General features: G+C 43.4%; 17 protein-coding genes. 7 read left to right on the top strand and 10 right to left on the bottom strand.

All coding sequences use genetic code 11. The features are described from left to right. The first annotated feature begins 63 nt into the window (after nucleotides 1-63). The 5 genes from EHO59_RS13930 to mdoH all read left to right on the top strand — a co-directional run bounded on the left by EHO59_RS13930 (nucleotide 64) and on the right by mdoH (nucleotide 10,380). Nucleotides 64-1,338: a hypothetical protein gene (locus tag EHO59_RS13930; protein WP_135589036.1), complete on the top strand. Its 1,275-nt coding sequence runs from the start codon at nucleotides 64-66 to the stop codon at nucleotides 1,336-1,338. A 242-nt stretch (nucleotides 1,339-1,580) separates the two neighbouring features. After that, nucleotides 1,581-6,068 carry a glutamate synthase large subunit gene (gene gltB, locus EHO59_RS13925; RefSeq protein ID WP_135589035.1) on the top strand — a complete coding sequence of 1,496 codons (4,488 nt, stop codon included), beginning with the start codon at nucleotides 1,581-1,583 and terminating at the stop codon, nucleotides 6,066-6,068. A 145-nt stretch (nucleotides 6,069-6,213) separates the two neighbouring features. Next, nucleotides 6,214-7,812: an OpgD/OpgG family glucan biosynthesis protein gene (locus EHO59_RS13920; RefSeq protein WP_246052912.1), complete on the top strand. Its 1,599-nt coding sequence runs from the start codon at nucleotides 6,214-6,216 to the stop codon at nucleotides 7,810-7,812. Then, nucleotides 7,799-8,209 (top strand): hypothetical protein, encoded by a 411-nt coding sequence (locus tag EHO59_RS13915; protein ID WP_135589033.1) that lies wholly within the window; start codon nucleotides 7,799-7,801, stop codon nucleotides 8,207-8,209. The genes EHO59_RS13920 and EHO59_RS13915 overlap by 14 nt, the downstream gene beginning before the upstream one ends. Next, entirely contained in the window at nucleotides 8,206-10,380 is a 2,175-nt protein-coding gene (mdoH, locus tag EHO59_RS13910) for a glucans biosynthesis glucosyltransferase MdoH (protein ID WP_135589032.1), read from the top strand. The genes EHO59_RS13915 and mdoH overlap by 4 nt, the downstream gene beginning before the upstream one ends. 252 nt (nucleotides 10,381-10,632) lie before the next feature. Here mdoH and cfa read toward each other — a convergent pair whose 3' ends face one another. The 3 genes from cfa to EHO59_RS13895 form a co-directional block, all read right to left on the bottom strand. Beyond that, the gene (gene cfa, locus EHO59_RS13905; protein WP_135589031.1) at nucleotides 10,633-11,751 is read right to left on the bottom strand and encodes a cyclopropane fatty acyl phospholipid synthase; all 1,119 of its coding nucleotides are present in this window, start codon (nucleotides 11,749-11,751) and stop codon (nucleotides 10,633-10,635) included. Nucleotides 11,752-11,947: 196 nt separating this feature from the next. Further along, complete coding sequence (locus tag EHO59_RS13900; RefSeq protein WP_135589030.1) at nucleotides 11,948-13,057, bottom strand: glycosyl transferase; 1,110 nt, start codon at nucleotides 13,055-13,057, stop codon at nucleotides 11,948-11,950. A gap of 90 nt (nucleotides 13,058-13,147) precedes the next feature. Then, nucleotides 13,148-13,783, bottom strand: a complete 636-nt coding sequence (locus tag EHO59_RS13895) for a TetR/AcrR family transcriptional regulator (protein WP_135589029.1) — start codon at nucleotides 13,781-13,783, stop codon at nucleotides 13,148-13,150. Nucleotides 13,784-13,863: 80 nt separating this feature from the next. Here EHO59_RS13895 and EHO59_RS13890 point away from each other — a divergent pair, with 80 nt between their 5' ends. Then, nucleotides 13,864-14,523: an efflux RND transporter periplasmic adaptor subunit gene (locus EHO59_RS13890; protein WP_135589028.1), complete on the top strand. Its 660-nt coding sequence runs from the start codon at nucleotides 13,864-13,866 to the stop codon at nucleotides 14,521-14,523. Further along, a complete protein-coding gene (locus EHO59_RS13885; RefSeq protein WP_135589027.1) occupies nucleotides 14,520-18,857 on the top strand; it encodes an efflux RND transporter permease subunit in 4,338 nt (1,445 codons plus the stop codon). The genes EHO59_RS13890 and EHO59_RS13885 overlap by 4 nt, the downstream gene beginning before the upstream one ends. A 140-nt stretch (nucleotides 18,858-18,997) precedes the next feature. On the opposite strand, the gene EHO59_RS13880 is transcribed toward EHO59_RS13885, so the two are convergent. From EHO59_RS13880 to EHO59_RS13850, 7 genes are all read right to left on the bottom strand, one after another. Next, nucleotides 18,998-20,056 carry an NmrA family NAD(P)-binding protein gene (locus EHO59_RS13880; RefSeq protein WP_135589026.1) on the bottom strand — a complete coding sequence of 353 codons (1,059 nt, stop codon included), beginning with the start codon at nucleotides 20,054-20,056 and terminating at the stop codon, nucleotides 18,998-19,000. A gap of 29 nt (nucleotides 20,057-20,085) precedes the next feature. Next, a complete protein-coding gene (locus tag EHO59_RS13875) occupies nucleotides 20,086-20,412 on the bottom strand; it encodes a hypothetical protein (protein ID WP_210413080.1) in 327 nt (108 codons plus the stop codon). Nucleotides 20,413-20,525: 113 nt separating this feature from the next. After that, nucleotides 20,526-20,822 carry a YciI family protein gene (locus tag EHO59_RS13870; protein WP_135589025.1) on the bottom strand — a complete coding sequence of 99 codons (297 nt, stop codon included), beginning with the start codon at nucleotides 20,820-20,822 and terminating at the stop codon, nucleotides 20,526-20,528. 240 nt (nucleotides 20,823-21,062) lie between these two features. Further along, nucleotides 21,063-21,647, bottom strand: a complete 585-nt coding sequence (locus EHO59_RS13865) for a TetR/AcrR family transcriptional regulator (protein ID WP_135589024.1) — start codon at nucleotides 21,645-21,647, stop codon at nucleotides 21,063-21,065. A gap of 66 nt (nucleotides 21,648-21,713) precedes the next feature. Beyond that, nucleotides 21,714-22,511 carry a TrmH family RNA methyltransferase gene (locus tag EHO59_RS13860; RefSeq protein ID WP_135589023.1) on the bottom strand — a complete coding sequence of 266 codons (798 nt, stop codon included), beginning with the start codon at nucleotides 22,509-22,511 and terminating at the stop codon, nucleotides 21,714-21,716. Continuing rightward, nucleotides 22,508-23,377 (bottom strand): class I SAM-dependent methyltransferase, encoded by an 870-nt coding sequence (locus tag EHO59_RS13855; protein WP_210413079.1) that lies wholly within the window; start codon nucleotides 23,375-23,377, stop codon nucleotides 22,508-22,510. Before EHO59_RS13855 ends, EHO59_RS13860 begins: the two co-directional genes overlap by 4 nt. Beyond that, nucleotides 23,370-24,644, bottom strand: coding sequence for a class I SAM-dependent rRNA methyltransferase (locus EHO59_RS13850; protein WP_135589021.1), 1,275 nt, complete (start codon nucleotides 24,642-24,644; stop codon nucleotides 23,370-23,372). Before EHO59_RS13850 ends, EHO59_RS13855 begins: the two co-directional genes overlap by 8 nt. Nucleotides 24,645-24,693: the final 49 nt, after the last annotated feature.

Below are 24,693 nucleotides of genomic sequence, written 5' to 3'. Positions count from 1 at the left end.
GCGTAACTTAATTGTCTTGAATTCCGATCTAAGGGTGTAAAAACTTGACTCGAAATCGGGATTATGGCGGGACCAGAGAAAAAGGTCATAGAAAAAAATTCTCACGGCGAGTTTATACTAACTGCCTATGGAGAATTTCTAAGTTATTTTCATACTCATATCCAGCTTTTTAGTTCTTTGATCTCTGCAAAGAAGATCTCCGCAAAAGAACAAGAGGCTCTTAAATCTAAAATCCGTTCTTATATTGCAACGAACGTGCAAAAGACGGATCATTTCTTCGATCAACTTCCTCAATTTGCTCAATTCTTGGGAATGAGCTCTCAAGATCTTTCTTCTTACATGAACCGAAACTTTCTCGGCGCGTTGAATAAGGTGAAAACCAAGTTGATCGAGCAAGAATCGGTCTTAGAGCAAACTCCTCGTAAGAAAAAATACTCAAAGATCACAGATGAAATCCTCGAAGGACTCGGATTTACCTTCCCTCCCGGACATAGGTTTGAAGCGGAAGAAGGTATTATCTACTTGGTGGATACTGCGACCGGAGCCAAAAAAGAAGCTGCTGCCTTGGGAGAAGTCGCTCGAGAGACTGCAGCAGCAGTTGCTGCCGCAAGACCAGTTGCAGCGCCGGTACGTAAGGGACCGGAGACTCCGATCCTCTCCGAAATACTTGCTAAATACGGAGAATTATTCTCCGGTAAACCTCTCATCATGAAGGTAGAAGAATTAGAAGATGATGATTCTACCGTACAGGTGGGAGAAGATATCCTTTCGGATGTGGAAGATCTTCATTTCGACGGGGATTTAAATTTCGATTCTCCTTCCGTAAGTGAGCCTCCGGTAAGCATTCCATTTTCGAAATATATGGATCAGGTAAATAAGGTCCGCATTTTTCAGAAAGCCGGTCAATTGGATGAATACAAACGATGGGTCGCTTCCTTGCCTGTCGAAGAAAATGCTCTAGTGCAATTGCAAACTTCTCTCCTGAAAGAATCTAGAGGAGAAGTGGTCGAATGGAACGGAACCCTAGGACAACTCGGGACAAGGACCGGCCTCTCCGAATCCAGACTCAGAAAGGTCTTAGAGTTGGGAAGGGACTTCTTTAGGATTCGAAACCAACTGGAGAGTTCCTGGAACAAGGCTAAGACGGCTAGTCCTCAGGTTGCCGAACTCGTCAAGAAGGCTTGGCCTCATATTCTGAGAGTCATGGATGAATATCCGGATTTTACTTCCATCAAAGGAAAGATGGATCAATTGCTCTCCCGAATTCCGGACGCGAGCCAAAGAAAGATTCTCTCCGATCTATTTCTGAATCCTGTGCTCTCGATTCGTAGGAACTAGTTACCTTTCTCACTGCAAAGAGGCTTCTGCGGGGATTTATAAGCCGTTTATAGGCGATTCCCTTGGGAGTTCCCACAAAAAGATCGTTTTCAAAGTAAGCACTCGTAAATTTACTGGTCTAAGAATCGGACACACCGCATAAAATTCAGCCAAACAGTTGTGGGTGGGGCTTTCCCGTCCGTGGACCAAGGCCCGCGGGATGTGCCGGATTTCATTTCAACCCTAAAGAGGAACCTTTGCGGATGTTAAACCTTGACGAACAGTTGCGGATCCAAAAGTACTTGGAGGAGAACGGTCTCTACGACAGATCCTTCGAGCGCGATAACTGCGGTGTAGGCTTCGTCGCTTCTTATAAGGGCGAGTCCAACCATCGAGTCGTATCCATGGGTTTGAAGGCAGTTGCCTGCTTGACCCACCGTGGAGCCGTGGACGCCGATATGCAAACCGGAGACGGCGCGGGGATCATGATCCGTATCCCTAAGAAACTGTTCGCTAAATATATCGAAGACATGGGACACAGACGTCCCGAAGAGGATTCTATCGGAGTAGGAATGGTTTTCCTTCCGAGAGAAGATATCGATAAACAAGATGTTTGTCGAAGCCTCATCGAATCCGCTCTAATGCAATTCAACTTCAAGCTTTATGCTTGGAGATATGTTCCTGTAAATCCTGAGGTTCTTGGACCTAAGGCGAATGCTTCTCGTCCTCAGATCGAACAAGTTCTTATCGGTAAACCGGAAGGAATGTCCAACGAGGACTTCGAAACGAAATTATTCCTCATTCAAAAGAAAGTCATGAGAGATGCTCTCAAGCTTTCCATGAGCGAAGACTTCTATATTTGCTCCTTCTCTTCTGAAAGAATCACATTCAAAGGATTGTTCAACGGAAACCAGGTCTCTCAATTTTACGAAGATCTAAAAAGCGAAGAGATGGTATCTCCTTACTGTATCTTCCACCAAAGGTATTCCACCAACACATTCCCAAGTTGGGCATTAGCTCAGCCTTTCCGTGTTCTTGCTCATAACGGTGAGATCAATACTATCGTCGGGAACCGAATTTGGATGCTCGCGAGAGAAGAGGAATTGGAATGCGAGAAATGGGGAGAGTTCCAAAAGGAAATCCATCCTATCATTCGTCCTCATCTTTCCGACTCTGCAAGTTTGGATAATGCGATGGAAGCGATCGTACGTTCCGGTAAGGACGTACTTCATGCCAAAGCGATGCTTATTCCGAATGCATGGAGTAAGAACGTTCAGATGTCCGAGGGACTGAAAGCATTCTACGAATATAATAATACTCTAACAGAGCCTTGGGACGGACCGGCTGCTCTTGCTTTCGCAGAAGGCGATTGGGTCGGAGGAAGCTTGGATCGTAATGGTCTTCGTCCTGCCAGATATGTGGTTACCGAAGACGGACTCGTGGTCATGGGTTCCGAGACCGGACTCGTGCATATCGACGAAGAGATCATCACTAAGAAAGGCCGTTTAGGTCCGGGCGATATGCTCGCGATCAACCTGAAAGAAGGAAAGGTCTACTTCAACGAAGACATCAATGCTCTCTTCGAAAAGAAATACGATTATAAAGAATGGTCCAAAGAAAACGTAGAATACTTAGATCAGACGATCGACGATTCTATTGCTAAAACCGTAACTTATACTGGTGACGAGTTAAGAAGAAGACAGGTACTATTCGCATATTCTCCGTACAAGCAAAAGGCTGTGATCAAACCTCAGGCCCAACTTGGTAAAGAAGCAATCGGTTCCATGGGAGACGATACTCCTCTTTCTATCCTAATGCTTTCTCGTATCGGATTGTATACGTACTTCCGCCAGAGATTCGCGCAGGTTACCAATCCTCCGATCGATTATCTACGTGAGAAGGGAGTGACTTCTCTTTACACAAGACTCGTGAAGAAGCCCAATCTATTTGCTGATGAAAAACCTCAGAACTGTTTGGTACTTTCACATCCGTATCTTACGAACCTAGGCTTGCAAAGGATCCGGGACAAGGACGGAAAGCAATACAAGGTGCAGACATTGGATGCTACCTTCGAGGCTCATCACGAGGTTAGCGCTCAAAGAAATTATCTGGAGCTGGCATTGGATCAGTTGCTCGCGGACGCAGTCAAAGCTGCCGAATCCGGAGTGAATATCCTCATCCTTTCCGACAAGAAATTGAATAAGGAAAGAGCTCCAATTCCTATGGAATTGGCAGTGGCAGCAGTTCATAACCATTTGATCCGCAATAAGAAGAGAGCCGCTACTAATATTCTAGTAGAGACCGGATCTGCATTCGAGATCCATAATGTGGCTGTGCTTTTAGGCTACGGAGCTTCCGGAGTGAACAGCTATCTGATCTGGGACACTCTTCATGATCTATGGCAGAAGGGAGACTTTGACGCTGAAGATGGAACTCGTCCTTCTTTCGCTTCTCTTTGCTCAAACTATCGCTATGGAGTGGATGACGGACTTCTGAAAGTCATGTCCAAGATGGGAATTTCCATCATGTCTTCCTATGTAGGTGGGCAGGTATTCGAGGCGATTGGTCTTTCTAGGACTTTGATCTCCAAGTATTTCCCTGGAACTTATTCTAGGATCTCCGGGATCGGAATAGGCGGGATCGAGCAAAACATATTAAGAAATCATGATATGGCCTTCAATAAGGAGATCAATCCTGAGGATTTCATCTCCGAGAAGGACGATCAACCTCATAGATGGTCTCCTAAAGTCGTGAAGTTTATCCGCAAGGCTGCGGTGGACAACGATTACGAAGCATTCTTAGAGGCTTCTAAGATCATGGAAGAAAGCGATCCGATCAATATACGAGATCTATTCGATTTCGTAGAGCGTGCTTCTGTTCCGATCGAAGAAGTAGAAACTGTTTCCGAGATCCAAAAACGTTTCTTAACTCCTGGTATGAGCCATGGAGCTCTTTCTATCGAGGCGCATACAGACCTTGCGATCGCGATGAACCGTTTAGGCGCTAAGTCTTCTTCTGGAGAAGGCGGGGAGCATCCTTCTCGTTACGTAGTGGATGAGAAGGGAGACCTTGCAAATTCTTCCATCAAGCAGGTTGCTTCCGGAAGATTCGGTGTTACTTCCGAATATTTGAACTCTGCAAAAGAATTGGAGATCAAGATCGCGCAAGGAGCGAAACCGGGAGAAGGCGGACAGCTTCCTGGCAAGAAGAATAATGAGGAGATTGCGACAAACCGTCACACTCCTCAGGGGATCGATTTGATCTCTCCTCCTCCTCACCACGATATTTATTCTATCGAGGACTTGTCGCAGCTGATCTACGACTTGAAGCAAGCCAATCATACTGCACAAGTTTCCGTAAAACTGGTTTCTGAAGCAGGTGTAGGAACTATTGCTGCAGGTGTAGCGAAAGCGAACGCGGATGTGATCCTGATCTCAGGACATGTCGGTGGGACTGGGGCCGCTTCTTTGACTTCCATCAAACATGCGGGTTCTCCTTGGGAGCTTGGGCTTTCCGAGACGCATCAAGTTTTAGTAATGAACGGTCTAAGAGATCGAGTGGTTCTCCGTACTGACGGGGGAATTGTCTCCGGTAGGGACGTGATTATCGCGGCTTGCTTAGGCGCAGAAGAATACGGTATCGGTACTGCTTCTCTCGTAGCTCTGGGTTGTATCATGGCGAGAAAATGCCATTTGAATAACTGTCCTACCGGTATTGCTACTCAGGACATGAAGTTCAGAGCAAAATACAAAGGCTCTCCTGACCAAGTCGCCAATTTAATGACACTTCTTGCAATGGAAGTAAGAGAATACTTAGCTAAGCTAGGCTTCCGTTCTATGGACGAGATGATCGGAAGAACGGATCTTCTGAAACAGATCACTCGTTATGAGCAGGATCGTCTGGATTCCTTGGATTTGAATCCGATCCTAGTTCGTCTTCCTCTTCTTTACGATCCTAAGAAGAAGAAAGATCGATCTGTAAGAAGAGAGACTATCGGAGAAGTGCTGGATGATCGTATCATCAAGGACGCAGAGCCAGCACTCGAAGGAAAGACTTCCATGTCTCTTTCTTATTCTGTTAAGAATACGAACAGAACAGTAGGTGCTAAGATCTCCGGGATCATTGCTCGTAAATATGGTTCAAAAGGTCTTCCTGGAAAACTAGAGATTATTCTCGAAGGGACTGCGGGTCAGTCACTGGGCGCTTGGCTTGTGAAAGGAATGCAGATCACTCTGCATGGAGACGCGAACGACTATGTTGGTAAAGGACTCTGTGGAGGAACCATCGTAGTTCGTAAGCATCGCCGTTCCAAACTAAAGGCTTATGAGAATGTGATTATAGGAAACACTTGTCTCTACGGAGCGACTTCCGGAAAACTATTCAGCTCAGGAAGGGCTGGAGAAAGATTCGGAGTGAGAAACTCTGGAGCGGACGCAGTAGTCGGCGGAGCCGGAGACCATTTCTTGGAATACATGACCAGTGGGACGATCGTTTGTCTTGGCTCAGTCGGCAAGAACATGGGAGCCGGTATGACCGGAGGAAAAGCTTACTTCTTCCAAAAAGATTGGGAGCTAGAACCTTTGATCAACAAAGAATACGTGAAAATCGTGGATCTTGAAAATGAAGATTACGAAATCATAAAGTCTTTGATCACCGAGCATACCAAGTTGACCGGTTCCGAGCTTTCCGAAGAGATCTTGAAAGCTTGGGAAGACTCCAAAAAATATTTTGTGAAAGTAACTCCTAAATAAGATATATTTAAGAAAACTTCACGAAAGAAAAGGAGCAAGGTTTTTGTGTTCGGAAAATCCGGATGCAAAACGCCTTGCTCTCATTGTTTTAGGATGGTAGACTGACAATTAACGCCGGTTCAACGAAGGATACGCATTGTTACGATTGCATATAATTCTAGCGTTTGTGGCTACAGCCTTGCTTTTTGCCGTTGCCGATCGTCAGCAAAGACGAGATAGGGTAGAGGGAGACTTTTCCGACTCTTCTTCTTTTTTGAGTGTGATGGAAGGAGATTCTCAGGGTCAGACTCTTCCTCCAACTTTTAAATTCTCCTTCAATGATCTTAAGAACAAGGCTCGCAATCTTTCCAAACAAAGATACATTCCTCCTCGCGCATCCACCACGGATTTCCTAAAAGGTTTGCCCTGGAACCAATACAAGAATATCTTATTTCGCCCTGAAAGATCTGTTTGGAAGAAGGAGGGCAATCCTTTCCAACTCCAATTCTTGCATCCGGGACATTTGTACAATACCAACGTGCGGGTCTTTGAGGTAAGAGGCGATTTTGCGAGAGAGATTGTATACGATCCTTCTTCTTTCGATTTATCTAAACTAAAGGGAGTGGGAGAATTACCACCTAATCTAGGTTATTCGGGATTCAAGATCCATTTTCCGATCAATACACAGGAACATACGGACGAATTTGCAGTCTTCCAAGGTGCTAGCTATTATAGGATTATTTCCAAGAAGCAATGGTATGGCCTTTCTGCTAGGGGAATCGCGATCAATACTGGTATGCCTTACCCTGAGGATTTTCCGAGCTTTCGGGAATTTTATGTGGTCAAGCCGGATAAGACGGACTCTTCGATTACCGTTTATGCATTGTTAGATGGGAGCACCGCGACGGGCGCCTATGAATTTCAGATTACTCCGGGAAAAGTTTCCGCTGTTAGAGTGAATGCTGAGGTTACTCTGAGGACTAGGGTGGATCGCTTAGGCATTGCTCCTTTGACTAGTATGTATTGGTACAGCGAGACAAGAGGAATTCCAAAGGGTCAGGCTTATCCTGAATCTCATGATTCCGACGGACTTCTGGTGCATACAGGTAGAGGAGATTGGATATGGAGACCTTTGGATAATCCGAAGAGGAGCACAACGTATTCTTTTTCGGATGAGAACCCAAGAGGCTTCGGTCTGATCCAGAGAGATAGAGAATTCCAGAATTATCAGGATAGCGAGATGAGATACCAGCTCCGTCCGAGTGCTTGGGTGGAACCGGAGACTCCTTTCGGAAAAGGGAATGTGCAACTACTCGAAAATCCTACCTTCCGAGATTCGGATGATAATATGGGGGCCTATTGGATGCCGGATCCGATCCCTCCTCCCGGAACTCCATTCGATTTTTCTTATACAGTTCGCTGGCCGGATGTAGATCCTTTGCCCGAATCCCTTGCGAAAGTGGTGGCTACTCGAATCGGTGATTCCCAAGCGGATCCTGATCTGAAGACATTCTATGTGGATTTTAAAAATTCCACCTTAAGTTCCTTGGATCCTTTCGCATACATCCAGGCGAGAATAGATACCGGAGAAAACGCCGAACTCGCCGAATATTCCGTGCAGAAGATCGAGGAGACTGGTGTTTGGAGGCTTACTTTCGGAGTGTATCCGAAAAACAAGTTTAGGCCTACGGAATTAAAAGCGGCTCTCAGCAGGAACCAAGAAGTCATTTCTGAAATCTGGAATTTTACCCTTGAGCCGAATTAAAAAGAAAACAGATAAGGCGGATCCAGTAGGAGCTCCTGCAAGCAAGGAAGATCCTAAGGAATGGGATCGTTTAGAGCTTTATTTAAGGGGAATGGGACTGGAAGACAGTCTTGAGATCCGAGATATTCTTACGAACGTATTCGAAAAATATAAAGTAGAGAACTATTCTCTTTTTGAGATATTCAATCGAGAGATCTCTGCCAAATTAAATCGTGATCTCGAAACGAGTCTGCCTGCGATGGAGCCCGGTTCCATGGTTCCGAGGCCGATTGACTTTGGACCTCTTGCAGATTTGGCTTCTCCTTCTGCAGAAAAGCCTGAGCCGGTTGCTCTGGTATTGACCGCTCTATTTTGGGCTTCCGTTTATATTTCGCTAGCCTTCTGGTACTTCTCATGAGCACGGAAGGTTTTTCTTCCTCTCTTCCTGGTTCAGGAGCGATCTTAAAAGAAGCATTCGATTCCAGAAAATTCACGTATAGAAGATTGGGTTTCGTTGGAGTGCTCGGCCTTCTTTCTCTCTTTGGAGTTTATTTAGAATATCGTTTTCTTCTCATAAACGGTATTTCTCCTCTGGAATGGGCGACCCTTCTTCTATTTTGCATGCTTTTTCCTTTATTGGCTTTTGGTGCGACTACTGCTATCTTCGGGGCATTGCAAAGAATACGAGGAGGAGATCCTACAAGAATCTCCGGACTCATCGCAAATCAAAAAGTGGATCCTAAGCACCTTCCTCCTACTGCAGTTGTTATTCCGATCCATTGCGAGGACGTGGCAAGAGTGGTAGCAGGATTGGAAGCGATGATGAAATCTGCAGACTCAGTCGGTTTGCGGGAAAATTTGGACTTCTTCTTGTTATCAGATACGACTGAACCGGATATATGGCTGCAAGAAGAGAAGGCATTCTCCAAGCTCTCCAGAAAACCGGAGACCAAGGGAAGGGTATATTATAGAAAACGAAGGATCAACCTGAATAAGAAATCTGGAAACATTGCAGACTTCTGTAGAAGATGGGGAAGACGTTATCGATACATGATCGTATTGGATGCGGACAGTCTTCTAACCGGAGAATGCATGTTGAATTTGATCCGCTTGATGGAAGCGGTGCCTAACGCGGGGATTATTCAGACAGTTCCAAAGATCATTCGAGGAAAGAGTCTTTTTCAGAGACTGGCACAATTCGGGACCTGGCTCGGGAATCCGATTTTCGGAGCGGGATCTTATTATTGGCAGGTCTTCTCCGGTCCGTTTTGGGGGCATAATGCAATCGTGAGATTGAAACCTTTTATGGAGCATTGTGGTCTTCCAGGTTTACCGGGAGAAAGTGCCATAGGAGGAAAGATCCTATCTCACGATACGGTAGAGGCTGCCTTAATTAGAAAAGCAGGATATACCGTTTGGTTTGCTTACGATCTAGAAGGATCTTATGAAGAATGTCCCCCTAATGTTCTGGAGAGTTTAAAGAGAGACAATCGTTGGTGCCAGGGAAATCTACAGCATTTTTGGTTCTTGTTCGTTGGAGGGCTACGGATCTCTAGTCGGATCCATATTTTACTCGGGATCTTATCGTATGCGAGTTCTATTCTATGGGCTCTTATGCTCATTGCGACTAGCTTTACTGTGATGGCCGATACGGATTATTACCGCCTCGCCTCCATTCCTGAAGAATGGGTAAAGTTCCAGGAAAGCCTTTATCTTCCGGTCTTTTATGGTCTACAAGCTTACACGATTCTCATATTGTTCATGCCTAGAATATTATCTTTCTTTGATGGACTTTTCTTTAGGCGAAAAGAAAGCGGTATAGGATTCTTCGGATTTATTCTATCTTTTTTCGCAGAGTTCATTCAATCCGTGATCCTTGCACCGGCTTATATGGTCCAGTATACTCGATTCCTTTGGATGACTTTTTGGGATCGAAAGATAGAATGGGGTCCTCAGAATAGGGACCCTGCGATAGGAATCGACAAGATGGCTGCGGCAAGGGCACTTCTTCCTCAGGCATTTTATGGGACTGGCATCTCTGTTTGGCTATTCGTGTATTATCCAATTTTATTTTATTGGCTTCTTCCAATCACTGGAGGTTGGCTTCTTTCTTATTTTTGGTCTGTTTGGACCTCATCTCCTTCTCAAGGCAACGCATGGAAGAAGAAGGGATTTCTAATTACACCTGAAGAAACGCGTCCGGCTCCAATCCTTTCAGATACAGAGAGCCTTGAAAAAGAATATTCTAATTTTTTAATGGGAACCGAAAAAGGAAACGGTGTCTTTCTTTCCGTCGCGGATCCTCTCTTATTCAGATTTCATACCTCACGATTAAGAACTCGTAAGAGGGAATCTTCCGCGAGGATGAAGTATATGGACGGGTTAGCTCAGGCTTGGAAAGAAGAAGGTCCAAATGCTTTGGATCGAAAAGAGATGAGCCGTCTACTTTGGGACAAACGGACTTTAAGCGATCTTCATGTTTGGTTTTGGGAGGCAGATCTTGCCCAGGCTCACTCTTGGTGGAAGGAAAGGTTTTTGGAATACCAATCCAGGTTGAGAGAAGAGCAGGTCCATTCGTGGTTCCGTTAAGCAGGAAGCGCATGTGGGAACTATATTTTTGGGGTTGTGAAATTCAAGGATCTGTGATATAGGGACAGGGCGGCTCTCCCACTGGCGACCCACCTCCCCGCCCGAGGAGGGTGGGGGCCACACTTTTCTAAGCGATCTAAATTTTGCTTCACTTTGTTCAGCAACCCTACGGGAATCTCACTCCCTATGGGTCGTTCGATTGGGGGGCCAAGCTATTGGACCGCGATCTGCACTTTGCGTCGTTTCGTTCTTCTACCGAACTGCCTGGTAAACTTCCTCTCTTGCTCCTTTTGAGAATACAAATTGCCAAAGTTGGATTCGCCTGGATCGAAAGGCGCCTGCACAGCTTAGTAGATAGAATCTCCACATTCTATAGAATCTTTCTCCGTACTTCTTCTGGATCTTGGTCCAATTCGTTTCGAAATTATTGTACCAAGCCATCAGAGTCTTGTCGTAATCGGCGCCGAAATTGTGAAGGTCTTCCAACACGAACAAGTTCTCGCCTGCTTTAGTGACCTGCGCCGCAGAAGGAAGATGCGAATTCGGGAAAATATACTTTGAGATCCATGGATCGCACACCTTGTCAGAAGTATTCGAGCCAATCGTATGAAGGAGAACTAATCCTTTGTCTCTTAATGATTTAAAGATAGTCTCCATATATATTTTGTAATTCTTATATCCTACGTGCTCCATTTGACCGACGGAAACTACCGCGTCGAATTGATCGTTTACATCCCTATAATCTTTAAATTGATATTCGATATTTAATCCTTTGGATTTTTCGGAGGCGAGCTGCAGTTGCTCTTTTGATACGCTAATGCCGACAACTTCTGCTCCGTAATGTTTAGCGGCATGTCTCGCAAGACCTCCCCAACCGCATCCTATATCAAGGATTTTCATTCCGGGTTGTAAATCTAACTTTCTGCAAATCAAATCCATCTTATCTTCTTGAGCCTGGTCCAAGCTCTTAGCGCTTTTCCAGTAGCCACAAGAATAAACCATTTCTTTGTCTAGCATGAGCTCGAATAAATCGTTACCAAGATCATAATGTCTTTCTCCGATCACAAAGGCTCTTCTTTTAGATTGTTGGTTGATCACTATGGCTTGTAGATAGAGAAATATATTCCCCCAAGCTTTTGCAGCTTTCTCGATTCCATTGTTGAATAGCCGATGAACAGTCTCATCAAACCGCTCGCATTCGAACCAGCCATTCATATAGGCTTCTCCTAATCCGAGAGAGCCGTCGCTTAAGATCTTTCCGAAGACCCTTTCGTCCTTAACGTGAATGTCCCATTCGGAATTTCCTTCGAATTGCACGCCTGCTTTTGCAAATAGTTCCTCTACTTTGCCACGAACCTTATCCTTCCACATAATTCCCTCCGTTTGTCGAGAGCATTTGGTGAAATAAAATACACAGTTTTTGGAAGGATGAAAAGAAAAAAAAGTTTTATAGTATAACTAGACTTCATTCCAGTTACAGAGTGTCACACTGCCGTTAGTTGATGATTCGTTCATTATGTCAGGATATTGTATAAAAGAATTTCGTAATCTAAATGTATTCGAACGCTTAAGATATAAGCGTTTCTATAGAACTCAATATTTCTTGGATTGTGTTCTTTTCGAATCGAGGGTCTTGTTTAGGTTGGATCTCTCTCGCTTTTTGAGAAGAAGCATCCCAATGAAAAGAATACAGATCTTGATGAGAAATATAAGAAGATCTAAATTTCGAATCCAACTCTTTCACTAAATAAGGATACTCCGGAAAGTTACCTCTATCAGTATAAAGGATGGGTGTTCCTGCGAAATAGGCTTCGCTTAATATTCCATAGCCTGGCTTTGTCAGTACGAAATCGCAGGCTCGAAGCAGATCCGGATAATGGCATTTAGGAACGGAGATCACTCCCAGATTGTTTTTTCCGCTCCATTCCATTCCTCCGACTACAATCCTCTTTTTAGAAGGGTCCCAATTCTTCCAGTCGAGTTGGGATGCATCTATCCCGTAGGCTCCGAAAGAGAATAGATAATATTCTATTCCTTCTTCAAAGCCGTAATATCTGCGAGCCTCTTCTCGATTTAAATTCGGCTTACGCCCAAGTAGGCCGATCTCTTTTACCTTCTTTATAGAAGTCACCGGACAGGATAGGGGAAGCACTAGTCCTAAATCGCAATTTGAATATTCTTCTTTCAAGTCTTGCGCGAAGGATTGAAAAATCTTGTCCTCATACTCGGAGTAAATATAATCCCAAGTAAAGTTGCCCAAAAATAAGGAAGGTATATGCAAAGAAGATGATAAATAGAAGGGCAAAGAAGAAGAGTCCGACCAAATTAGATCCGGCTTTTGGGATTTGAGTGATTTTATTTGCCTATCTAAAAAAGAGTCTTTGTTCTTACGAAAGATTTCGATCTCTGCTTTTGTGGCATCGAGGTCCATTCCTAAAGAATCTCTTTGGATAATCCCCACATCAGATCTTTCAGACTCGAAGCTGACTCTATTCTTTATTTTTCCCCAGATCCCTTTATCATCTAAGGATCTCGCAAATTCCTCTCCTCTGGGAGAGATGATATGCACTGACCAATCTTCTCTTTGGAGAAGGATATTACTGATCGCTTCTAAAGATCTACTGATATGGCCGAAACCATGTCCGCTAATATATGCGGAAATCTTGATGTTTTGCATTAACGGTTTTGTCTATGTATTCGGCCGAAAATACATAATTGGAGTGCACAGGTTAAAGTCATCTTATAATATTACTAATTAAACTGATGTCTACTTTCCGTGTTGAATCGGCTTAAGAGCGAGAAACATCCTATCTAAGATCTCATCTAAAACTTTGTGTGCAGAAGCCTTATCAATTTTTAAGAAGTCTAGCTTGTCATTCTGCAGTAAGGAGCAAAAACCGTGGAGGCTTGTCCAAATAAACACAGACACCTTTATAGGATCTTCGCTGGCAAAGATCTCTTTCTCTTGCATGAGTTGTACCATAGTTACCAGCTCTTTAAAGGTTTCACGTGACTGCTCTTCATTTTGCATATTATTTTGAATGGAAGGATGTTTATAAGCGAACATCATTGCGTAGAAATCCGGATGATCCAAAGAAAAATCCAAATAAGCGTGACCCATCACTCTACAAGAAACCTCCATCTTTGGATTTTCGACGGATCTCCATCGAATCAAATATTCCAAAAACAATCGAAACCCTTCGTTAACTATTTCCTCTATTAATTCTTCTTTTGAAGCAAAATGCTTATAAGGAGCACCGTGAGAGACTCCGAGCTTTTTTGCGACTTCCCGTAAACTAAGGCTTTGTTCGCCTTTTTCTCGTATGATTTTAAGGGCGGCGCGAATGCAGGCCCTCTTCAAATCGCCGTGATGATACTGCTGTTTATTTTTCTTTTCTGGCATAAAAAAGTAGACAATGTCTACACCATTCAGGGACTCTTGTATTCGGAGAAGTAGACAATGTATACTTCATTTGATTTACAATGCAAACAATTAAATCGTTCCTAATTCCATTTCTCGTATCTCTTTGCATTTCTCTTCTTGCGAGCTGCAAGAAGAAAGAGTCGGAGAAGAGTCTAACCGCTCAATTTGTTAAGGTCATTGCGGTCGAATCTATAGCTCCCGAAAAAGGATATTCGGCTTTCGGTAAGATCATACCCGCCTTCGGAAGAACCAAGCATAAATTCTCTCCGGATGCATCGACCGAGTTTGATCTGAATGTGGATGTTCCTCCCGAGATATTATCTGCGGTGGCGTTACGATCGCAGGTAAAAGTCAAATTGCCTTTAACGAATTCTGCGCCTGTGCCGGGAACTATTCTCTCTAAGAGCGAAAATCACTTATTGGTAAGATTCAGATTTCAAGGGCGAAGCATTGACGAGTCAGGAGCCGAGGTCTTATTCCCCGCATATATCAAGAGTAGGTTCTTTGCACTTCCTATTAAGAGCATAATCGGTCCCGAAGGAAAGAATCCTTATGTATTCAAGATACATGATGGAAGGGCTATCAAATTAAAAATAGAACCGCAAGGGATTTATGAAAACAAGGCATTGGTCTCGGGCCCCTTACAAAAAGGGGACGAGATTGCTGTAGAGGGAATGGAAAATCTCGCGGATGGCGAAGTTGTGAGGGTATTGAAATGAAATTCTCGGAGCTTATTTTTAAATACAGAAAGATTACCTTATCATTGGTTTTCACTCTTGGTTTTCTCGGTCTCGCTTCTTGGATCACTATGCCGAGAGAAGAAGATCCTCGTTTGAGCGATTTCAGAGGGATTGTTACTGTTATCTATCCTGGTTCTACTGCTACCGAAATGCAGAGGCTTGTTGTAGAGCGGATGGAGGATGAACTTTCTGAAATAGAAGAGATTAAAGAAACTCAGGTCACTGTGCGTTCAGAATTCGCTCTACTGCGAATAGATCTAAGAGATTCCGTTACGGGAACCAAAGTGGATACTGCATGGAGAAAAGTAGAATCAGCGTTAGACGTAGCTTATTCAAGATTTCCATTAGGAACTCAAAAGCCCAAATTAGACAGGAATGTGAACCAGCAGGATGCGTTTGTTTTTGCAATTACCGGCTCGGATGATCCGCTTTTGCTTTTGGACTTTGCTGAGAAGTTAGAGGACGAGATTTCTTCTCTTCCTCTTGTCGCTAAAGTAAATATATTCGGAGATCCCGGAAAACAGATCAGCATTAATGTAGATGATTCCGTATTAGAAAAATACGGCCTGAATTATGAGCAGATCTTAAGAGCTCTAAGAGAAAGTAATCGTAATATACCTTCGGGATCAGTGAGAATTGACGCTCAAAGGGTAAACATTGAAACAAACTCTGGCTTCAAGAGTTTAGAAGAGATCAGACAATTTCCCATATTATTGAATTCTGGAAATGTTGTTTTGCTCGGAGAAATGGCCAAAGTGGTTCGTTCTCCTGATTTTCCGATCAAGGAGAAAATGTTTCTGAACGGAAAGCCAGGGATCGCGATCGGAGTCGTTCCAAAGGCGGAGATTAGTCTATTAGATTTTGGTAAACAAGTTCGTTCTAAAGTTGATTTGCAGAAAAAGAAAAATGCGAACTTTAAAATAGAAGAGATCAGTGTTCAGCCGGATTATGTAAAAAGTCGTTTGAACAATCTATCGGCAAATCTGTTCTTTGGAATTTTGATCGTGGCAGCGGTGTTAATCATCGGGATGGGATTTCGAATCGGCCTTCTTGTTGCCCTATTGGTTCCAGTCATATCTTTAATTTCTTTAGGATTGTACGGTGTTGGCGGCGGTGTCTTAAACCAAATGTCGATCTCTGCCTTCGTTATGGCTTTAGGTTTGTTGATAGACAATGTGATTGTAGTGGTAGAAGGGATTCAGGAGAAGCTGGACGAAGGGATCGATCTGGTCAAAGCTTCCATGGAAACGATTAACGAATTTATAATACCTCTCGCTTCTGCGACTGGAACGACGGTAGCTGCTTTTCTGCCGATGTTAGGAGCTTCCGGTACTGTGGCCGATTTTACTCGGAGCATTCCCTCCGTTGCTATCCTTTGCCTAGTAGTTAGTTACTTTTTTGCGATTTTCGTAACTCCTAACGTAGCGCAGGCTTTCTTGAAGAAAGGCTCGGCCAAGCAATGGAAATTTACGGAAAAGTTGGGAGACTGGGTCGCTTCCATCGTGATTAACAGGTCAAAGAGTCTTTTCCTTTTTGCAACAGTTGCTATAGCTATTGCGGGCATCGGGTTCGGACTTTTGCCTAAGAAATTCTTCCCTTATGCAGATAGAGACCAGCTGGTTGTGAGTGTCGAACTAGCCGAAGGAACGCATTTGGATGAGACGACTAAGATCGCTCTCAAGTTGGAAGAGAGAATTCGAGAATTGAAGGGTTTGAGATCGACGGCAACTTTTGTGGGAAGAAGTACACCTAGATTTTACTATAACTTGAATCGTTTGCCGAATTCACCTCATATCGCACAAATACTAATCACCGCTGACGATTTTTCTGCTGCTAGGAAAATGATTCCGTTAATAGAAAAGTTTGCGTCAGAGCTTTTCCCTTCAGTGAATATCGTAGTAAGAGAATTGCAACAAGGTCCCCCTGTAAACGCACCGATAGAGATACGTCTAGTCGGGAACAATGAGGAAGAGCTTATTCGAGGCTCCGAGAATGTTCTTTCGGTGGTCAAGAATTTAGAAGGAACTAGGAACGTTGTCCGCGATATAGGAATCGGCTCACCTAATATTCGTTTTTCGATTAATGATGCCTCTGCAGCTAGATTTGGATTAACTAGAAGAGAAGTTACCTCGGCACTATTGGGCAGGACCATTGGGCTCGATGCAGGAGAATATCGCTGGGAAAGAGAACCAATTCCGATACGACTTCGCTCAGAAGAAGGGGACGGGATTTCTCTAGAAAGGTTAAGAAAGGCCTATGTGGCTCAAACTCGAAATTCGAGTTTAGACGTTAGCCACCTTTCTTCGGAAGAACTCTTGTGGAAGCCGTCAGTATTTCATCATTACAATAGAAGGCTTTCCGTTTCCATTACTTCTGAATTATCGAATGGTGCCAGCTATACGAAGGTGATTTCTGAATTTAAGGAAAAACTGAAAGGTTTGAATTTACCTGAAGGTATAGAAGTTATCTTCGGAGGAGAGGCAAAAGCCTCGGGAGATGCAAATACAGCCATTCTCAAAGCCTTACCGCTTGCCTTGATCTTATTTTTAGGGTCTTTACTCTTTGAGTTCAATTCGTTTAAGGAAGTAGGAATCATCTTGGTTACGATTCCTTTATCTTTTATAGGAATTGTTCCGGGTCTTTTGTTTTCCGGAAATGCATTTGGATTCATGTCATTGATTGGATCATTAGCATTGGTGGGTATAGTCGTCAATAACGGTATTCTTATCATAGACTATATGAAGACCTCGATCTCTTCCGGCGCTTCTCCAGAAGAAGCAACTCGGTTGGCGATCCAAAGAAGGATTCGCCCGATTCTTCTTACAACAGCTACTACGATTGCAGGGATGCTTCCTTTAGCATTCTCGAATGCGACTCTATGGCCTCCATTCGCGTGGTCGATCGTCTCTGGGTTGATCGTATCTACGGCTCTTACTTTGTTTATCGTGCCTTCCTTGTATTTGATCGGTAAAAGGACTCGTGTGAACTTGATTGTGAAAGGAAAGACTCAGGGATTTCTAAGAACATCCTTGTTTCTTTCTATTTTTATAATTCTTCCTTCCTCCGTTTTCTCCCAAGAAAAAGGAACTAGCATGACTCTTCAGGAAGTCTTGGCTCAGTCAGGAAAGGCGGGTTTAGTTACTTCCTCAGAGGCTAGTAAGGAATCTTTGAACTATGATACTCAGACTTTATCAAGAGATGTCTATATGCCAAAGCTTAGAGCGTCCATGAATAGAGTTTTTCTAGATCAATCTTTGCCGGCTAGGGGAGTTACGCCGGGAGGAATCGGGGGTCTTGAGAAATCCTTTTACCAAGGATCCGTCGAGATCACTCAGAATCTATTCGATCCTTCTAATATGTTTTATTTAATTCCCGCAAAAGAAAGAGCTGTGGAAGCAGAGAAGAATCGGGTGATCCGCATCAGACAGGATGCGGAATGGGATGCAGCTTCTAAATTTCTAGATTCGCTTTCTGTAAGGATCAGAATAGAAACTGTTTCCAAAGTTGTTTCAGAATTGAGCGGAAGAAAATACGAGGTAGGTAGATTATACAGATTCGGCCAAGTGTTAGAAACGGATCTACTCAGAGTAGACCTTGCTTTGGATGATTCCAAACAGAAATTGCTCTACTTAAAAGGACAAAAAGAAGTCATCGATTTATCCTTAGGCCAAGCTGTCGGTTCTATGTTCCCGGTAGAACCTATCGAATTCAAATTGAACTTTGCGGATGAGCGAAGAGACTTCGAAACGATTCTTTCTGCGGTCAAGCTACAGAGAAAGGACTTACAAGCATTAAGAATCCAGATTGAAAGTATGGAGAAAGAGAAAGAGTCCATAAATAAGGAAGCACTTCCTAAGGTCTTTGCTAAGCTCGGTTATAATCACCAAGATAGCGGTCAATTTACAAAGGATGATTGGTATTCAGGTAGTGTTGGAGTATCTATCCAACCTTTCGAAGGAGGCACAAGAGCTTCGAGAGTTGATTCAGTATCCGCTAAAATTTCCGGCCTGCGCGAAAAGATGAAGGATCTGGAGAGGGGAATCGGAGTGCAGGTAAGAAAAGCCTTGAGCGATCTCTCTGTCAGACAAAAAGATTGGGACTCGAAAAAGGACGGGTATAGAAGAGCTTCCGAAAATGCAGAAAGACAAAGGAATCGCTTTTTAAATGGCAAGGCCACCTTCTTAGAAAAGTTAGAAGCCGACGTACTACGGAGAGAAAAAGAAGAAGAGACAAAGTTAGCCGAGTTAGAAAGAAACAGAAGCGTCTTTTACTTAAGGTATGTATTGGGGGAAAGCCTGATCGCTGAAGATTAAATCGAAAGATACAAACGTAGAGAGTTATATTCAACAGGCAGTATGCTTCTATAAAATAGGGAATAAAAAAAAGGCCCTGAAATAAAAAGCGAGATAAATCCCCAAAGGGAACTACGCTCTTTATTTCAGGGCTTGCAAGTTTAACTTTTGACTCTACTATGTTCAGCTAACCAGATCTGTGAATCCACCGCAAACTGCGGACGCAAAGGGCGTGAAATTTGTAGACCTTCCTCATATTTAGAAAATGGAAGGGGAACAAACGGAGTAATCATAAACTGAAATGCTTCTTTTAAATAGTTGAGCGGTGATCGATTGAAGCGAGGCTGAGCTGCGAATCGACGAGCTACAGTTTCAAATGTCTCAGGTTCTCGACCCGTTACTCGCAAGACGTGATCCGTTGGAGCTCCTACTTGAAAAGCTCCGCGACGAGCATCCTCAATGTAGTTCTTCATAACACTTACGACAGATATCGGATTGCCTTCAAGTCGAGCTGCTTTCAAAAAGATCTCCGGTGGCGTTGGTGCCAATCTAACCTTGCGTCCAAGAACCTTGCTGAGAGTTGCAGCCATATCTCGCCCGGACAATAGTTCAGGACCGGTAGGTCTATATACCTTTCCTGCATGGCGATTCGGATCCATTAAGGCTGCAGCTGCTACTCGTCCGATATCATCAACAGATGGCGGAGCGTTCAAGCCGCTGCCGAACGGCCAAGGAAAAATACCAAAGTATACCGCTGGAGCAAGTGCAGATAGATATGGTATATCTGCAAAGAAGCCAGGACTCACGATCGTAAGTCCAATATCCGGGATCATTTTGAAGATGCGATCTATCAACCAATGGTGGCGTGTTGAAAGAGAAGGGTGAGCAGGACTAGAAAGCCACTGAGTCATGAGCACTATGTGTTCAAGACGAGCTTCTCTCGCAGCCGTTGCAAACACTGTAGCTCCGTGAAGCATTGCTGGATCAACTGGCGGCAAATAATAAGCACGTTGCACGCCTTGAAGAGCGGATGCAACGGCTTCCGGATCACACATATCTGCTACCGCAATCTCTACGCCCTGGGCCCGAAGTAGGCGGGTTCGTCCATCCTCCTTCCGCACCATTGCTCGTACTGGATACCCGGCGTCTTGTAGTTCTTTAAGGACGATGGCTCCCGTTCTACCTGTTGCACCTGTTACTAAAATCTTTGGCTTACCCATATTATCTCCTCTCATTATTCTTAATACGTTTACTCAGGTTTTTTATCATCTAACAAGATTCCGAGAGGTAGAAGTGGGCCTATTGGAATATATTGTTCGTCGACGAGACTTTCAGTTGAAAATGGTAGACCTTCAATAATTCCTCTGGCTTCTTCTACTTCTTTGCAGTTCAGTATGAAAATAACTCCGCCTCCATCGGCTTGCATAAACCACTGCTGGATTTTACCTTCTAAGTATAACTTGACGGTTGCACGAATTTCTGCGGGCATAACTTTCATAATTTGCTCGGCATTAACACTCGGCTTTCTGGAAAGTATCGTTAAAATTCCGTTGGTTTTAGGCATTTTAAGATTCATAAATTATCTCCTTTTGGTGTAAGTTTACTGATTCGCATGATACTTTATAGGATTATGATCATAATCCTATAAAGTATAGAAATGCTTATAAATGAATCGCAGTTTTGTTCATATTAGATCTCGAGCCAGTTCATTAGGAAACGTTGATATTTAACTGGGGCGAATTCTTTATAAGTATATTTCACATAGTTTTGTTGCAGGTAAGGATCCTCTTTCATCAAGGTTTGTAATTCTTCTTGAGAAGAAGATTTAGCTAGGATCATACCTCCTACTCTTGGAACTTTCGGACCAGATAAGAGTAATAAACCCTTATTGTACTGAATTTGTAAGAATTCTCTGTGAGCAGGGGTGAGCTCAGCTATCTTTTCGATTGGGACAACATATTCGATTTCAATTAGAAAAAACTTCATAGGCTTAGACTTCTTTTATTGGATTATGATCATAATCCAATTGATGATAAAAAAATGATAATCAAGCAAGTGCAAATTTTGCTCGAATTTGGCGAAATCTGCAGACACTGCGCTTCTTAAGTTGCAGTTGTTTTTGATCAATTGGCTTTCTGTTTTCATCGAAGTTCTCGTATATCAATCAAGCTTTCTTTAATTTCATGAATTGATATTTATTAGATTATGATCAACATCCAAAGAATGTTAAAAAGAACTGAACCTGTCAAGTAAAAAGTTCTGGACAGAACTCAAAATCCCTTCCCTAACTTTTGGATCAGGTATAGTTCGCGCTATAATGACAGCACCGGCCATTGAAGACATAATGATAAAGAAGTTCTCCTCTTTCTCTGAGGCATTGTTCCCAGGCATGAAGGGTAAAATATCCTGACGAAATTTGATAATAGCTAAGACGCTTCGACTCTTAATACTAGATTCAGCTCGAGCAATTTCTGGAGCAAGAGCGGCGATTGGACAACCCGTATCTATTTTATCACAACGTTCCAGAGACAAATAGGCTTTCACCATGCCCCTCCAACCTTCTGGCGAATCAGACTTGGTAGCAGCTTTAAGAAAGGTATCAGTAAGTTCGCGAAAACTTTCTTCGACAGCTTCTACAATTAAATTGTTACGACTAGCAAAATGTTTATAGAAGCCGCCGTGTGTTAAGCCGGAAGCTTTCATCAAAGTAGGGATGGCTGGTCCTGCGAGACCTTTTCCTCGAATTTGACGAGATGCCATTTTTACAATTTTCTTGTGTGTTTTGGATTTATGATCTTCGTCGTATCTCATATTGATCAGGCTAGCTTGGTATTCTAAAAATTGTCAAGCCTATAGCAGAAAACATAATGTATTGTATTAACGATTCTGTCTGAGCACTTCGTACATTAATATCCCTGCGGACATGGCGAGATTTAAGCTATCCGCAACTCCTTTCATGGGAAGGGAAATATATTCGTCGCTTTGTGTTCTCGCATATTGGCTTAAACCATACTGCTCGCTTCCGAATACGAGTGCGACTTTTCCTTTCAGGTTTCCGTCCCAGTACAAAGACTTTGCCTCAGGAGTGACTGCAATGGTTCTATAGCCTGCCTCTTTGAGAAGAGGGTAGAGTTCCGAAATTTCTCCTTGTCGCACATCTAATGTGAATAGAGTTCCAGTAGAAGAGCGGATCACATTCGGATTAAATAAATCTAATCTAGGATCCGCCACGAAAACGGTTTGGAATCCGGCTCCTTCTGCCGTGCGAAGGATAGTGCCTAGATTTCCTGGTTTTTCTACTCCTTCGATGACAAGGATAGGCTCTCCGCTTAGATCTTGATTTTGAGTAAAGGAAAAATCAGGCATACTCGCAGTCGCAATTAAGCCGTCAGGCCTGTCTCTATACGAGATCTTCTCGAAGATCTGTTTAGGAACTAAGATTGTCTTTGCGTCAATAGAAGAGATGAGTTCTTCTTCGTTCTCCCCTAAATAGCAGGCAGGGCAGGTGAGAATGTATTCGAATTCAAGCTTTTCGGAAGCCTTGGCTCTTTGGATCTCGCGAAAGCCTTCTATAAAGAAAGTGTTCGATTTCTCTCGGTTCTTTTTTTCTTTTAAGCCGGAGATGTATTTTAGTTTCTCATTTGAGAAGCTTGTGATCTCTAAAGGCTTCTTCAAAGTTTCAACCTGTTAGAATAAAAGACACAATTCGATCCTGCGGGATGGGTCCTTCCGGTAGACTCGGCGATTGTGAGTTCTTCTGTGAGATACTTGCCCGGAGTTTTGATCCTTCCTTCTAATATTCTTCTGAGAGCGATCGGACTAAAACCGGTCGAATGACAGGTCAAAAATACGAATTCAGGTTTGGAATCGCAAAGCTTCATGAGAAGATCCATCATTTCTGGTAAGTCTTTCTCTATCTTAAAGACTTCTCCGCTGGCACCTCTTCCGAAAGTAGGAGGATCTAAGATGAAACCGCTGTATTTCTTATTTCGGCGGATTTCTCTATTCAGAAATTTTAATACATCCTCTACGATCCAGCGAACTTTCTTGTCCGCAAGACCGGAGACTTGTGCGTTCTCTCTGGCCCATTCGACCATTCCTTTGGAAGAATCCAAATGACAGGCATCCATTCCGCCGGCTAACACGGATAATGTGGAAAGTCCGGAATAAGCGAATAAGTTTAATACTTCTCCCTGTCCCGCTAACTGTGAGGAAACATTTCGTATTCTGTCCCAGTTTTCCAATTGTTCGGGAAAGATCCCTAAATGACCGAAGGGAGTGAATCGGATCTTGACGGTTAAAGGAGAGATTTGGATCAGAAACTCGTCTTCTGGATCCGGACGAGATGAATTATCCCTCCATTTCCAGTTACCACCGCCTTTATCACTTCTATAATATTCTCCATCCGCATCCTTCCAGAGGGAAGCTTGGGTAGGAGGCCAGGCAGCGACAGGAGATGGACGAATGACCTTATATGGTCCCACCTGCTCCAATTTCTTGAAATTCCCGGAATCAATCAGCTCGTATGTGTTTTTAGCCATTTTCAGTTTTTGTAGGAGCTCCTACAGGATTCACTCCTTTGTATATATGAACCTTGAAATATTTTCCTTCTGGAAATTCCTTTCTAGTAGGATGATCCGGCTCAGGACTTAATTTCTCCAGTTCTCTATACTTCCATCCTCGATACTCCAGGGTTTCTCGGCCAATCTTTTCAAATTCAGATTCACGGATTCTTCCCGAACAAGAAAGTAGAATGAGATCACCTCCCGGTTCCAAATGTGAAAGTGCCTTACTGATTAGACTCCTATACGCCTTTTTTCCTGCTGGAATCGAGCTTTGGTTGGGTGTAAGATTAGGAGGATCCAAAACGATCAGGGAGAATTTTCTTTCTTCCAAGAAGGACCAGTCACGAAAGAGATCGGCTCTAATCAGGCTATGCTTCCCATAGGTTTGGATCCGATTCTTTTCCTCGAAAGAAAGACCTATCTCAGAAGAAGAGATCCTAGAAGCGAATTCTTCTAGAGCTTCTTTTGCTCCATCCACGGAAAAAACAGATTTAGCTCCCGCTTCTTCCAAACAGAAAGAGGTAAGGCCAGTATGACTGAACAAGTGCAGGCATTCTTTATCTTTTACTAATTCTCTTTTTTCTAATAGATAAGAGCGAAGATTTCGAACATCCAAAAAGAATCCTCCCTTCTGTCCGGGAAGGGTTGTTTTCCATTTTACGGATTGCAAAAAGATCTCTTCGTCGTAAGGGGTCTCTCTTTTTCCCCGCAAGAAACGGATGGGACTTGCTTCTTCTGAGCCTATCCTTTGGGGAGAGATCCAGAGAATATGTTTCGGTAAGGGCTCTCCTTCTTCTTTTGCTTGGAAATAAAGAATGCGAACGACTAAACGGGAAAATTTTCTGAGAGACCTGGAATAGGTTTGAACCACCCAAGTATTTCCATAACGGTCCACGGTGACTCCAGGGAGTTTATCGTTCTCTCCATGGATCAATCTGTAAGCATTTGTTTTCTTTCTTAACGCTTTACGAAGTTTGAATGTGTTTCGAATTGTTTCCTTCAGGCGATCGAGAGAAAAATCTCCTTCCGTTTGTATGATCCGAATTCCGATCGGTCCATTGGAAGAATAGATCCCTGTTCCTAAGATCTCATTTTGTCCGGAGACGAGTCTCATCCAATCTCCTTCTTTAAATGCGGAGATCGCAGAAGACAAATTTCCGTTTAAGATCCATGGATGTCCGGATCTTAAAACGGATTCTGAAGTCTTATTGAGTTGATAACGACGAAAAGGTGCCCGTTGCAAAAAGAAACTTTTCTATCAGATGGAGGGGTCTAAAATAACGCAAAGCATT

The organism is Leptospira semungkisensis (assembly GCF_004770055.1).
GTDB lineage: Bacteria > Spirochaetota > Leptospiria > Leptospirales > Leptospiraceae > Leptospira_B > Leptospira_B semungkisensis.
This window is presented reverse-complemented; position numbering and strand designations above follow the sequence as displayed.

Coding starts and splice junctions, on each gene's coding strand:
- EHO59_RS13900 (WP_135589030.1), bottom strand. CDS start 13,057: ATGCAAAACATCAAGATTTCCGCATATATTAGCGGACATGGTTTCGGC.
- EHO59_RS13855 (WP_210413079.1), bottom strand. CDS start 23,377: ATGGCTAAAAACACATACGAGCTGATTGATTCCGGGAATTTCAAGAAA.
- EHO59_RS13875 (WP_210413080.1), bottom strand. CDS start 20,412: ATGAATCTTAAAATGCCTAAAACCAACGGAATTTTAACGATACTTTCC.
- cfa (WP_135589031.1), bottom strand. CDS start 11,751: ATGTGGAAGGATAAGGTTCGTGGCAAAGTAGAGGAACTATTTGCAAAA.
- EHO59_RS13930 (WP_135589036.1), top strand. CDS start 64: ATGGCGGGACCAGAGAAAAAGGTCATAGAAAAAAATTCTCACGGCGAG.
- EHO59_RS13880 (WP_135589026.1), bottom strand. CDS start 20,056: ATGGGTAAGCCAAAGATTTTAGTAACAGGTGCAACAGGTAGAACGGGA.
- EHO59_RS13870 (WP_135589025.1), bottom strand. CDS start 20,822: ATGAAGTTTTTTCTAATTGAAATCGAATATGTTGTCCCAATCGAAAAG.
- EHO59_RS13890 (WP_135589028.1), top strand. CDS start 13,864: ATGCAAACAATTAAATCGTTCCTAATTCCATTTCTCGTATCTCTTTGC.
- mdoH (WP_135589032.1), top strand. CDS start 8,206: ATGAGCACGGAAGGTTTTTCTTCCTCTCTTCCTGGTTCAGGAGCGATC.
- EHO59_RS13865 (WP_135589024.1), bottom strand. CDS start 21,647: ATGAGATACGACGAAGATCATAAATCCAAAACACACAAGAAAATTGTA.
- EHO59_RS13895 (WP_135589029.1), bottom strand. CDS start 13,783: ATGCCAGAAAAGAAAAATAAACAGCAGTATCATCACGGCGATTTGAAG.
- gltB (WP_135589035.1), top strand. CDS start 1,581: ATGTTAAACCTTGACGAACAGTTGCGGATCCAAAAGTACTTGGAGGAG.
- EHO59_RS13885 (WP_135589027.1), top strand. CDS start 14,520: ATGAAATTCTCGGAGCTTATTTTTAAATACAGAAAGATTACCTTATCA.